Source organism: Paracoccus panacisoli (assembly GCF_042435015.1).
GTDB lineage: Bacteria > Pseudomonadota > Alphaproteobacteria > Rhodobacterales > Rhodobacteraceae > Paracoccus > Paracoccus panacisoli.
The window spans coordinates 1-11,265 of sequence record NZ_JBHMQU010000063.1 but is presented as its reverse complement, the minus strand read 5'-3'; the positions used below and the strand labels follow the sequence as shown (position 1 = coordinate 11,265).

Below are 11,265 nucleotides of genomic sequence, written 5' to 3'. Positions count from 1 at the left end.
GCCCGCGCCACGCCGCTGCCCGACCGCCGCCGCGCCTTTCCGGCGCTGGCCCCGCTGCTTGCCGACCGGCTGCGGCGCGCCAACCCCGGCGCGGTGCGGATCGAGACGACGCTGGACGCAAGCCTGCAACGGCAGGCCGAGCGGCTGGCCGCGCGCGCGGTCGCGGGCCAGCCCGCGCAGGTCTCGGCGGCGCTGATCCTCGCCGACCACGGGACGGGCGAGATCCTCGCCCATGTCGGCGCGGCGCAGTTCACCGACCCGCGGGCGGGCGGGTTCATCGACATGACCCAGGCGCTGCGCTCGCCCGGCTCGACGCTGAAGCCGCTGGTCTATGCGCTGGGTTTCGACGACGGGCTGATCCACCCCGAGACGCTGATCGAGGACCGCCCGGCGAGCTTCGGGCGCTGGCAGCCCGAGAACTTCGACCGCCGCTTCCGCGGCACGGTGACGATCCGGCAGGCGCTGGCCGAGTCGCTGAATATTCCCGTGGTGCGGATGGCCGAGGCGCTGGGGCCGGCGCGCATCGCCGCGGCGCTGCGCCGGGCCGGCGCGCCGGTGACGACGCAGGGGGCGCCGGGGCTGGCCATCGTGCTGGGCGGCGGGGGCGTCTCGCTCGAGGGGCTGGTGCAGGCCTACGCGGGGCTGGCGCGCGGCGGGCGCGGGGTGGCGCTGCACGTCCGCCCCGAGGCGCCGCGGGTCATGCCCCCGGTGGTGGGGCCGGTCGCGGCCTGGCAGACGGGCGAGATCCTCGCCCGCCACAGCCCGCCGGGCGGGCGCGCTGCGGGCCGGGTGGCGTGGAAGACCGGGACCAGCTACGGCCACCGCGACGCGCTCGCGCTCGGCTGGGACGGGCGGTTCGTGGCCGGCGTCTGGATCGGCCGCCCGGACGGGACGCCCGTGCCCGGCGCCTTCGGCGGCGATGTGGCGGCGCCGTTGCTCTTCGAGATGTTCGACGCGCTGGCCGGCCGCGCCGTGCCGCTGCCGCCGCCCCCGCCCGGCGCGCTGCCGGGGCCGAACGCCGCCCTGCCCCCGGCGCTGCGCCGCTTCCAGCCGCGCGGTACCCCGCGCCCGGCCGACCCGGTGGCGCCGGCGGCCGAGGCGCTGGCGATCCTGTTCCCGCCCGACGGCGCCGAGGTGGAGCTTGCGGGCGGCCGCCTCGCGCTCAGGATCAGGGGCGGGACCGGGCCCTACAGCGTGCTGATGGACGGCCGCCCGCTCGCCGTGGGGCTGACCGCGCCCGAGGCGGTGCTGCCCGCCGCGCCCGGCTGGGGCACGCTGTCGGTGATCGACGCGGGCGGACAGGCGGCGCGGGCCGCGCTGCATCTGGTGGCGCCCTCGGGCTGACCGCCCAACCGGCGCGCCCGGCTCTGCCGCGGGAGCCTCCGGCGGGGATATTTCTGTCCAGCCCGAGGCGGGTCTGGCGCGCCCCAAGGCTTCTTTCTGACGCAGATCCCCTGGGGGAGCGCGGCACGCGCGGGGGCGAAACCCCTCTTGCGGACAAGGCGTCGACAGTCCAGACCGAGCGTTGGTCCGAAAATCGGTTTTGTGAGGAGACGACGCGATGGCCCAGTTCACCCCCCACGGCAAGCACCTGATCGGCGGCGAATGGGTCGCGGGCGAGACGACCTTCGCCTCGTCCCCCGCGCACGGGCCGGCGCATGACTATGCCGTGGGCAGCCCCGAGCTGGTCGCCCGCGCCTGCGAGGCCGCCGCCGCCGCCTTTGACGCCTATGCCGGCACCTCGCGCGAGGCGCGCGCGGCCTTCCTCGAGGAGATCGCCGACGAGATCGAGGCCCGCGCCGACGCCGTCACCGAGATCGGCACCCAGGAATCCGGCCTGCCCGAGGCGCGCCTGAACGGCGAGCGCGGGCGGACCACCGGGCAGCTGCGGCTGTTCGCCGAGCACATCCGCAAGGGCGACTACCTCGACCGTCGCACCGACAAGGCGCTGCCCGACCGCCAGCCCGCCCCGCGCCCCGAGCTGCGGATGATGCAGATCCCCGTCGGCCCGGTCGCGGTGTTCGGCGCCTCGAACTTCCCGCTCGCCTTCTCGACCGCGGGCGGCGACACCGCGGCGGCGCTTGCCGCCGGTTGCCCGGTGGTGGTCAAGGGCCACTCGGCCCACCCCGGCACGGGCGAGATCATCGCCGAGGCGGTCAAGGCGGCCATCGAGTCGACCGGGATGCCCAAGGGCGTCTTTGCCCTGATCCAGGGCGGCGACCGCAAGGTGGGCGAGGCGCTGGTGACCGATCCGCGGATCAAGGCGGTGGGCTTCACCGGCAGCCTCGCCGGCGGCCGGGCGCTGTTCGACCTCTGCGCCGCGCGGCCCGAGCCGATCCCGTTCTTCGGCGAGCTGGGGTCGGTGAACCCGATGTTCGTCCTGCCCGCCGCCGCTGCCGCGCGCGCGGACGAGATCGGCACCGGCTGGGCCGGGTCGCTGACCATGGGCGCAGGTCAGTTCTGCACCAACCCCGGCATCGCCGTGGTGACCGACGGCCCGGACGCCGATAAACTGGTCGCCGCGGCCAAGGCGGCGCTCGAGAAGGTCGGCCCGCAGACCATGCTGACCGACGGCATCGCGCAGGCCTACCGCGAGGGCGCCGAGCGGATGAACCGCTCGAACGCCGTGCAGCCGGTGCTGACCACCGAGAGTGCTGCGCGCAACGCCTCGCCCAACCTCTACGAGACCACGACCGACGCCTTCCTGTCCGAGCACCAGCTGGGGGAAGAGGTGTTCGGCCCGCTCGGCCTCGTGATCCGGGTCAAGTCGGCCGACGAGATGGAGCGGCTGGCGCGCGGCTTCGAGGGCCAGCTGACCGCGACGCTGCACACCGACGCGGGCGACGCCGAGCTTGCCCGCCGGCTGCTGCCGATCCTCGCGCAGAAGGCCGGGCGGGTGCTCGCCAACGGCTTCCCCACCGGGGTCGAGGTCGCCGATGCGATGGTCCACGGCGGCCCCTACCCGGCCTCGACCAACTTCGGCGCGACCTCGGTCGGCACGCTGTCGATCCGCCGCTTCCTGCGGCCGGTCAGCTTCCAGAACCTGCCCGACTATCTGATCGAGGGCGATCTGGCCTGATCCCTGGCGCGGCGCGGGGCCGGTCCCCGCGCCCGCAGCTCAGTAGGCCTTGAAGGTCATCGTCGTGAGGGTGCGGTTGATCCCCTCGATGTCGAACAGCCGCTCGGCGAGGAAGCGGCCCACGTCCTCTTCTTCGGGGATGTAGATCTTGGCGATCAGGTCGTAGTCGCCCGAGGTCGAGTAGAGCTCGCTCACCACCTCGCGGTCGTAGATGGCGTCGGCGACCTCATAGGTCTTGCCGGGGGCGCAGCGGAACTGGACGAAGACGGGGCGCATGGGGACCTCGGGGTGTGGCGGATGGGGGCCAGCCTAGCGCCCGGGCGCGCGCGCGGCCAGACCCGAGGCGCCGGTCAGGCGGGCAGCGCCGCCCACGAGCGGCGCCAGAACCGCGCCATCAGCAGCCCCGCGGCGCAGGTCAGCCCGATCAGCAGCCCCATCCACAGCCCCGCCGGGCCGAAGCCCAGCGGGAACGCCAGCGCCCAGCCGGACGGCAGGCCGATCAGCCAGTAGCTGACCACCGCCAGCCACATCGGCACCCGGGTGTCGTGCACCCCGCGCAGCAGGCCCAGCGCGATGGCCTGCATCGCATCGACGAGCTGAAAGAGCCCCGCATAGACCATCAGCCCCGCCGCCAGCGCCACGATGGCCGGGGCCTGCGGGTCGGCGGGGTTGAGGTAGAACTCGGTCAGCGTCCGCGGGATGGTGAGGAACGCCAGCATCGGAATCAGCGCGAACCCCGCCGACATGGCGATGGCGGCGAGCGCGGCGAGCCGCAGCCCGGCGGGGTCGGCCGCGCCATGCGCCGTCCCGACCCGGATCGTCGCCGCGTTCGAGATGCCGAGATGGACCATGAAGGTCAGCGAGGCGATCTGCAGCGCGATCCCGTGCGCAGCCAGCGGCGCGGCCCCGAACCAGCCCATCATGACGTTGGTGCCGGTGAACATCCCGGTTTCCGCCACCAGCGTCAGCCCGATCGGCAGGCCGAGCCCGAACAGCGCCCGCGCCGCCGCCGGGTCGGGCCGCCAGAACCGCTGGAACAGGTGGAACACCCGCGCCTCGGGCAGCCGCGCCGACAGCCACGCCAGCGCGGCAAGCTGCAGCCAGGTGACGGCGAGGCTTGCCAGCGCGGCGCCGGTCACGCCCAGCTCGGGCGCGCCGAGGTGGCCGAAGATCAGCACCCAGTTCAGCCCGGCGTTCACCGGCAGCCCTGCCAACGTGACCCACAGCACCATGTTGGCCCGCCCCAGCGCGGCGAGGAAGCTGTTGAGCGCCATGCCGCCCAGCGTGGCCGGCATCGCCCAAGCCATGACCCGGGTCCAGTCCTGCGCCAGCGCGGCGATCTGCGGCTCTTGCCCGAGCGCCACGAGGATCGGCCCCGACCAGATCAGCAGCGGCGCAACGAGGGCGGCGTGGGCGGCCGAGAGCCACAGCGCCATGCGGGTGGCGCGGCGGACCTGCACCTCGTCGCCCTGCGCCCGCGCGGTGGCGATGACGCCGAGGACGCCGATCGCGTAGCCCGAGCCGAGCATCAGCAGGATGAAGAACCCCGAGGTGGCGAGCACCAGCGCCGCCAGCGGCTCGACCCCGTAGCGGCCGACCATCACGGTATCGATCACGCCCAACAGGTTGCGCGCGACATGGGCGCCGACCAGGGGCAGGCCCAGCCAGAAGGTCGCGGCGAGATGGGGGCGCAGGCTCATGCCCGAGGGCGTAGCGGGATTCCGCCGCGGCGGGAAGCGGCCGGCGCAGGGGGCTGCACCGTTCGTGTGATGTTCATGCAGCGTTCATGCACGGTTCATGCGAACGGCGTGCTGACGCCGGGGAGGTGGCGTGGGTCCGTTGGGACCGGAGAAGGAGCGGCGGCATGACCAGCCGCGTGGCGCTCATGCGACGAGTCAGGGGGCCGTGGGGTCAATCGGCGGGGTGCCAGGGCCGAGATTGCCCCCCTCACCCCAGCCGGTCGGGCAGCGGCATCCCGCGCAGTGCCTCGGCGGTGGGCAGGGGGCGCTTGCCCTGGCGTTGCAGTTCGAGCACCTCGACGGCGCCCGCGCCGCAGGCGACCACGAGGGGGCCGAGCACCGCGCCCGGTTCCCCTTCGCCCGGCACCACGCGGGCGCGCAGCAGCTTCACCCGCTCGCCGGCCACCTCGCACCAGGCGCCGGGGAAGGGCGAGAGGCCGCGGATCAGGCGGTCCACCTCGGCCGCCGGGCGGGTCCAGTCGATCCGCGCCTCGGCCTTGTCGATCTTGGCGGCGTAGGTCACGCCGTCATCGGGCTGCGGCACGGCGTCGAGCGGCAGGCGGTCCAGCACCTCGGCGATCAGCGCAGCGCCCATGTCCGCCAGCCGGTCGTGCAGGTCGCCTGTGGTGTCCTCGGGGCCGATCGGGGTGCGTGCCTCGGCCAGCACCGGGCCGGTGTCGAGCCCGGCCTCCATCTGCATGATCGCCACGCCCGTCTCGGCATCCCCGGCCATCACCGCCCGGTGGATCGGCGCCGCGCCGCGCCAGCGCGGCAGGATCGAGGCGTGGATGTTGAGACAGCCGAGCCGCGGCGCGTCCAGCACCGGCTGCGGCAGGATCAGCCCGTAGGCCACCACCACCGCCACATCGGCCCCGAGCGCGGCGAAATCCGCCTGATCCTCGGGCGCCTTGAGCCGCGCCGGCGTGCGGACCGGCAGGCCCATCGCCTCGGCCGCCGCCTGCACCGGCGAGGGGCGCGGCTTCTGCCCGCGCCCGGCGGCGCGCGGCGGCTGGGTATAGACGCACACGACATCGTGCCGCGCCGCCACCGCCTCAAGCGCCGGGACCGAGAAGCCCGGCGTGCCCATGAAGATCACCCGCATCGCAGCCCCTCCTTCTGGCCCAAATACCCAAATCCGGCCGCCCCGCCCGCGCAGCGCTCGCCGCAGGCGCGGGCCGCGCTCAGCACATCCCCTCGGGCAGCCGGTCGGCCAGATAGGCCGCCGCGCCCCGCCCGCGCTCGCTGCCGCCGCCCGCGTCGCCGTCCATCATCGCCGCGATCCACGCCGCGCGCTCATGGGCGATCACCGCCAGCTCCCACACGCAGGCGACCAGCGGCCGCGGCGCGACCGGCAGGAACGGGCCGCCCGCCGCGGTCCCGGCAAACAGCCGCTGCGCCAGCGCGTCGCCGTTCACCCACCAGTCGACCAAGAGCCAGTCGGCATCCGCCCCGAGATGCAGGATCGCAAACCCGAGGCTGCCGGCCGCCACGCCCTCGTCGGCCAGCGCCCGCGCGGCCGTGGCCTGCGCCTGCCCGAGCCGGGTCGGGGTCGGCATCCCGCGCCCCGCGGCGCGCAGCAACGTGGGCTTGAGGTGGACGCCGCCGCTCTCCCACAGCGGCAGGGGGGATGCGGCGAGCGGGACATAGGCCATCAGCCGCGCCGCAGCTTGGCCGAGCGCGCCACCAGCATCTTGCGGCGCAGCGGCGACAGGTGATCGACGTAGAGCCTGCCGTTCAGGTGGTCGATCTGGTGCTGCACGCTGGTGGCCCACAGGCCGACGAAATCGCGGTCCTCGACCTCGCCCTGATCGTTGAGGAACCGCACCGTCACCGCCCGCGGCCGCTCGATCCGCGCCGAGACGCCGGGCAGGTTGGGCGACGCTTCCTCGTGCGCCCGCAGCTGCACGGATTCGTGCAGCACCTCGGGGTTGGCCATCCGCACCGCCTCGCCCCGCCGGGACGAGGCGTCCACCACCGCGAGGCGCAGCATGATCCCGATCTGCGGCGCGGCGAGGCCAACGCCCGGCATCGCCTCCATCGTGTCGATCATGTCGTCCCAGATCATCCGCACCGACTCGGTCACCGCCTCGACCGGCGCGGCCGGGCGGTGCAGGCGCGGGTCGGTGTAGGGCAGGAACGGGCGCGCCGGCACCTCAGGCGCCCGTCGATGCGCCGGCGGCCGCGCGGGGGCGGCGGGCCGGGGCTGCGGGCGGCGCGGCGGGGGCCGCCTCCGGGCGGGGGTCGAGGATCAGCACGCCGTCGAGATGGTCGGCCTCGTGCTGGGCGATCCGCGCCGCCATCCCGTCGAGCGGCAGCGACTGCGCCACGCCCGCGAGGTCGAAGAAATCGAGCCGCACCCGCGCCGGCCGGCGGACCCGTACCGGGCGGCCGGGGATCGACAGGCACAGCTCCTCGGCCTCGGCGGTGCGGCGGCCCGCGGGGGTCAGCGCCGGCTCGATCACCGCGAGCGGCGCGGGCGTGCCGTCCTTCCAGCCGGGGTCCATGACGAACACCCGCCGCGCCACCCCGATCTGCGGCGCGGCGAGGCCGCGGCCGCCGGCGGCGTAAAGCGTCGCGAAGAGGTCGGCGACCAGCGCCTCGAGCTCGGGGAACTTCAGCTCGCCCGCCGGGCGGCAGCGGGTGCGCAGCACCGAGTCGGGGTAGAGCACCACCGGCCGCACCCGCCCCGGGGGGCAGGGCAGCGCCGCGGGGCCGGGGATCACCGGACGGACCGGCGCGCCCGCCCCGGCCGGGCCGCGGGCCGCGGGGAGGGCCGCGGGGTCGGGCAGGGCCGCCGCGCTAGGCACGCGCCAGCTCGCGCTTCATCTTGGCCATGCGGCGGGTGATGAGCTGGCGCTTCATCGGGCCGATGTGGTCGATGAACAGCCGGCCGTCGAGGTGGTCCAGCTCGTGCTGGGCGCAGGTCGCCCACAGCCCGTCGAAGTCACGCTCGACCCGCTTGCCGTCGAGCCCGGTCCAGCGCATCCGCACCTCGGCCGGGCGGGTGACCTCGGCATACTGGTCGGGGAAGGACAGGCAGCCTTCCTCGTAGACGTTGAGCGCCTCGGAGGTCGAGACGATCTCGGGGTCCACCATCACCACCGGCGCGCGGGGCGCGTCGGGGTCCTTGGTGCAGTCCATGACGAACAGCCGGCTCAGCACGCCGACCTGCGGGGCGGCAAGACCGACGCCGGGGGCGCCGTACATGGTCGCCAGCATCTCGTCCGCCAGCGCCTCGATCTCGGGCGTGATGCGGCCGATGGGGGCGCAGGGCTTCTTGAGCCGGGGGTCCGGGAACAGCAGGATCGGGCGGGTCATGCCCGCGCATTACAAGGGTTTTCGCCGCGCAACAACTCGCTATTGTCGGCCCGGCGCCACGCCAGCCCGCGCGCAGGACCGATGAGGAGCCGCCATGTCCCCCGCCCCCACCACCCCGGATTTCGACGAGCTGATCGAGCGGCGCGGCACGGTCTGCAACAAGTGGGACGACATGGGCAAGGTGTTCGGGCTGACCGCACCCGACGCGCTGGCGATGTGGGTGGCGGACATGGATTTCCGCGCCCCCGCCCCGGTGCGCGCCGCGCTCGAGCAGATCGTGGCGTCGGGCGTCTATGGCTACCCGGGCGAGAACCGCGCCTATCTCGACGCGATCCGCTGGTGGATGGAGACGCGGCACGGCTGGGCGGTCGCGCCCGAGGCGATCCTGTCGGTGCACGGTCTGGTCAACGGCACCGCGCTCGCGGTCGATGCCTATACCGCGCCGGGGGATGCGGTGGTGCTGATGACGCCGGTCTATCACGCCTTCGCGCGGGTGGTGAAAGCCGCCGGGCGCCGCGTGACCGAGCTGCCGCTGGCGCAGGTGGACGGGCAGTACGCGCTCGACTGGGCCGGGTGGGAGGGGCGGCTCACCGGGGCCGAGCGGATGCTGATCCTGTGCTCGCCGCACAACCCCGGCGGGCGGGTCTGGTCGGCGGACGAGCTGCGCGAGATCGCCGCCTTCTGCCGCGCGCGTGACCTGATCCTCGTCTCGGACGAGATCCACCATGACCTCGTGCTGCCGGGCAGCCCACGCCACACGGTGACGGCGCTGGCAGCGCCCGAGATCGCCGACCGGCTGGTGACGCTGACCGCGGCGACCAAGAGCTTCAACCTCGCCGGCGCGCATCTGGGCAATGCGATCATCCCCGACGCGGGGCTCAGGGCGCGCTATGCGGCGCGGATGGGGGCGCTGGGGATCTCGCCGGGGCTGTTCGGGCCGCCGATGGTGGCGGCGGCCTATTCGCCCGAGGGGGCGGCGTGGATCGACGCGCTGGTGGCCTATCTGGCCGAGAACGCGCGGGTGTTCGACGCGGGGATCGCCGCGATTCCCGGGGCGCGGTCGACGAGGCTGCAGGCGACGTATCTGTCGTGGGTGGATTTCTCGGGCACCGGGATCGACGCCGAGGGGCTGCGCGCCCGGGTCGAGGGCGGGGCGCGGATCGCCGCCAACCACGGCGAGAGCTTCGGGACCGGGGGTGCGCAGCACCTGCGGTTCAACATCGCCACGCCCCGGGCGCGGGTGGCCGAGGCGGTGGCGCGGCTGCAGCAGGCCTTCGCCGACCTGCAATGAGGCTGCTCGCACTGCTGCTGTTCCTCGCCGCCGGGCTGGTGGCCTGGGGCGCGTGGGGTCCGGGGTGGCGCCTGCCGCTGCCGCTGCCCCCGACGCTGCCGGTGCCGGTGCCGCCGCCCACGGTCCCACTCCCGGTCCCGCTGCCGCCGCTGCCGAAGCCGCCGCGGATCGAGCTGCCGCAACCCGCGCCCCACATCACCAGCCCCGTCGAGCGCATCCTGATCGAGAAATCCGCCCGCCGGATGACGATCTTCCAGGCGGACGGCAACCCGCGGGTGATGCGCATCGCGCTGGGCTTCGCGCCCGAGGGCGACAAGGCCCGGCAGGGCGACGGCAAGACCCCCGAGGGGGTGTTCCGCATCGACCGGATGAACCCCAAGAGCCAGTTCCACCTGTCGCTCGGCCTAGACTATCCCCGCCCCGCCGACCGGGCGCGGGCGCGGGCGGCGGGCGTGAACCCCGGCGGCGACATCATGATCCACGGCCAGCCGAACCAGGTCCCCGAGGGCTACCGCGTCAAGGGGGACTGGACGGCGGGCTGCATCGCCGTGACCAACCCCGAGGTCGCCGAGATATTCGCCCACACGAAGATCGGAACCGAGGTCGAGATCCGCCCCTGAGCGGCCCGCGCGGCGGCGGTGCCGGTGGGTATTTAGCTCGGCGTGCCCTGTCCTCGCACGCTTCTTGCTGGTGAAAATACCCGGCGTTGCCTCCCTCACGTCCCGCGGGGCTTGGCGCGCAGGGTGGGGTCGGCGGCGGTGGGGTCCTCGGGCCAGGGGTGGCGGGGGTAGCGGCCGCGCATCTCCTTCCTGACCTCGGCGTAGCCGCCGGCCCAGAAGCCGGGCAGGTCGGTCGTCACCGCGATGGGCTTGGCGCCCGGCGACATGAGCTCGATCCTGAGCGGGCGGCGGCCGGCGGTGGGGTGGCGCGTGACGCCGAAGAGCTCTTGCAGGCGGGCCGAGATGGTCGGGGTCTCGGCGTCGTAGTCGATGGGGATGCGGCGGCCGAGCGGGGTGGTGAAGGCGGCGGGCGCCGCCTCGTCCAGCCGGCGCTGGCCGTCCCAGCCGATCAGCGCCTTGAGCGGCTCGGTCAGGTCCAGCGCGCGCAGCGCCGCCGCCGTCCGCGCCCCGGAGAGATGGGGCAGCAGCCAGTCCGGGTCGGCGAGGAGGGCTGAGTCGCTGACGTCTGGCATCCCCTCGACCAGCGCGATCCGCGCCCGCAGCCGCGCCGCCGCCGGGGTCCACGGCAGGCCGAGGTCGCGCAGCCCGTCCAGCGCCGCCTGCGCCACCGCGCGCGGGTCGGGGTCGTCGAGCGGCGCATCCGACAGCACCAGTGCCCCCAGCCGATCCTGCCGCCGGGCGAGCACCCGCCCCTCGCGCCGGGACCAGGCGACGTGCGCGACCGTCTCGATCCGGTCGCCCATGAGCGCGCGCAGCCCATCCTCGTCGAAGGCCGCGCCGACCCGCACCCGCGCCTCGCGCGCGTCTCCGTCGAGGTCGGTCGCCACGATCAACCGCTCGGCGCCCAGCGGGTCGCCCTCGGCCAGCACCGCGCCCTTGCCGCCCGAGAGGACGAAGCGCGGCGCCTCGCCCTTGCGGCGCAGGCCGATGCGGTCGGGATAGGCGAGCGCGGCCATCGCGCCCGGCGACATCGGCGGGCCCTCGGGCACCATCCGGCGCAGCCGCCGGGCCTCGAGGCGGATGCGCTCGAGTGTCGGGCGGTCGGCGGGCCAGGGGTGGCGGTCGGCGTAGCCCCGCGGGTCGGCCAGCGCCGCCAGCCGCAGCCCGAGGTCGGCGGGCGCGCCGCGCAGCGGGTCGCGCTCGGCCATCAGCGCCGCG

At 74.9% G+C, this 11,265-nt stretch carries 12 protein-coding genes; 4 read left to right on the top strand and 8 right to left on the bottom strand.

Features of this window, described 5'->3' with window-relative positions:
* The coding region (locus ACFHYO_RS12540; RefSeq protein WP_394320801.1) for a penicillin-binding transpeptidase domain-containing protein at positions 1 to 1,344 on the top strand (1,344 nt) is incomplete at its 5' end.
* 217 nt (positions 1,345 to 1,561) lie between these two features.
* Positions 1,562 to 3,079: an aldehyde dehydrogenase (NADP(+)) gene (locus tag ACFHYO_RS12535; protein ID WP_394320799.1), complete on the top strand. Its 1,518-nt coding sequence runs from the start codon at positions 1,562 to 1,564 to the stop codon at positions 3,077 to 3,079.
* A gap of 39 nt (positions 3,080 to 3,118) precedes the next feature.
* Here the strand turns inward: ACFHYO_RS12535 and ACFHYO_RS12530 are convergent, their stop codons facing one another.
* The 7 genes from ACFHYO_RS12530 to def (ACFHYO_RS12500) form a co-directional block, all read right to left on the bottom strand.
* The gene (locus ACFHYO_RS12530; protein ID WP_036704934.1) at positions 3,119 to 3,355 is read right to left on the bottom strand and encodes an Lrp/AsnC family transcriptional regulator; all 237 of its coding nucleotides are present in this window, start codon (positions 3,353 to 3,355) and stop codon (positions 3,119 to 3,121) included.
* Between the two features lie 74 nt (positions 3,356 to 3,429).
* Complete coding sequence (locus ACFHYO_RS12525; RefSeq protein ID WP_052174893.1) at positions 3,430 to 4,779, bottom strand: MATE family efflux transporter; 1,350 nt, start codon at positions 4,777 to 4,779, stop codon at positions 3,430 to 3,432.
* A gap of 247 nt (positions 4,780 to 5,026) precedes the next feature.
* Positions 5,027 to 5,920 (bottom strand): methionyl-tRNA formyltransferase, encoded by an 894-nt coding sequence (fmt, locus tag ACFHYO_RS12520; protein ID WP_394320797.1) that lies wholly within the window; start codon positions 5,918 to 5,920, stop codon positions 5,027 to 5,029.
* A gap of 79 nt (positions 5,921 to 5,999) precedes the next feature.
* Positions 6,000 to 6,470 (bottom strand): hypothetical protein, encoded by a 471-nt coding sequence (locus tag ACFHYO_RS12515; RefSeq protein ID WP_394320795.1) that lies wholly within the window; start codon positions 6,468 to 6,470, stop codon positions 6,000 to 6,002.
* On the bottom strand, positions 6,470 to 6,970 hold the full coding sequence (gene def / locus ACFHYO_RS12510; protein ID WP_036702845.1) for a peptide deformylase: 501 nt from the start codon (positions 6,968 to 6,970) through the stop codon (positions 6,470 to 6,472). The genes ACFHYO_RS12515 and def (ACFHYO_RS12510) overlap by 1 nt, the downstream gene beginning before the upstream one ends.
* Position 6,971: 1 nt before the next feature.
* Positions 6,972 to 7,625 carry a peptide deformylase gene (locus ACFHYO_RS12505; protein ID WP_394320793.1) on the bottom strand — a complete coding sequence of 218 codons (654 nt, stop codon included), beginning with the start codon at positions 7,623 to 7,625 and terminating at the stop codon, positions 6,972 to 6,974.
* Positions 7,618 to 8,136, bottom strand: coding sequence for a peptide deformylase (gene def, locus ACFHYO_RS12500; RefSeq protein WP_036702847.1), 519 nt, complete (start codon positions 8,134 to 8,136; stop codon positions 7,618 to 7,620). Before def (ACFHYO_RS12500) ends, ACFHYO_RS12505 begins: the two co-directional genes overlap by 8 nt.
* 94 nt (positions 8,137 to 8,230) lie before the next feature.
* On the opposite strand from def (ACFHYO_RS12500), the gene ACFHYO_RS12495 reads away from it, so the two are divergent.
* Both ACFHYO_RS12495 and ACFHYO_RS12490 read left to right on the top strand, forming a co-directional pair.
* Positions 8,231 to 9,427 (top strand): MalY/PatB family protein, encoded by a 1,197-nt coding sequence (locus ACFHYO_RS12495; RefSeq protein WP_394320791.1) that lies wholly within the window; start codon positions 8,231 to 8,233, stop codon positions 9,425 to 9,427.
* The gene (locus ACFHYO_RS12490; protein WP_394320789.1) at positions 9,424 to 10,047 is read left to right on the top strand and encodes a L,D-transpeptidase family protein; all 624 of its coding nucleotides are present in this window, start codon (positions 9,424 to 9,426) and stop codon (positions 10,045 to 10,047) included. The genes ACFHYO_RS12495 and ACFHYO_RS12490 overlap by 4 nt, the downstream gene beginning before the upstream one ends.
* Before the next feature lie 95 nt (positions 10,048 to 10,142).
* On the opposite strand, the gene ACFHYO_RS12485 is transcribed toward ACFHYO_RS12490, so the two are convergent.
* Positions 10,143 to 11,265 (bottom strand): ATP-dependent helicase C-terminal domain-containing protein (locus ACFHYO_RS12485; RefSeq protein ID WP_394320788.1); only part of this gene is annotated, 1,123 nt, incomplete at its 5' end.

What these genes read in the sequence shown, in the direction of transcription:
- ACFHYO_RS12535 (WP_394320799.1), top strand. Translation starts at nt 1,562, where the DNA reads ATGGCCCAGTTCACCCCCCACGGCAAGCACCTGATCGGCGGCGAATGG.
- ACFHYO_RS12530 (WP_036704934.1), bottom strand. Translation starts at nt 3,355, where the DNA reads ATGCGCCCCGTCTTCGTCCAGTTCCGCTGCGCCCCCGGCAAGACCTAT.
- ACFHYO_RS12525 (WP_052174893.1), bottom strand. Translation starts at nt 4,779, where the DNA reads ATGAGCCTGCGCCCCCATCTCGCCGCGACCTTCTGGCTGGGCCTGCCC.
- fmt (WP_394320797.1), bottom strand. Translation starts at nt 5,920, where the DNA reads ATGCGGGTGATCTTCATGGGCACGCCGGGCTTCTCGGTCCCGGCGCTT.
- ACFHYO_RS12515 (WP_394320795.1), bottom strand. Translation starts at nt 6,470, where the DNA reads ATGGCCTATGTCCCGCTCGCCGCATCCCCCCTGCCGCTGTGGGAGAGC.
- def (WP_036702847.1), bottom strand. Translation starts at nt 8,136, where the DNA reads ATGACCCGCCCGATCCTGCTGTTCCCGGACCCCCGGCTCAAGAAGCCC.
- ACFHYO_RS12495 (WP_394320791.1), top strand. Translation starts at nt 8,231, where the DNA reads ATGTCCCCCGCCCCCACCACCCCGGATTTCGACGAGCTGATCGAGCGG.
- ACFHYO_RS12490 (WP_394320789.1), top strand. Translation starts at nt 9,424, where the DNA reads ATGAGGCTGCTCGCACTGCTGCTGTTCCTCGCCGCCGGGCTGGTGGCC.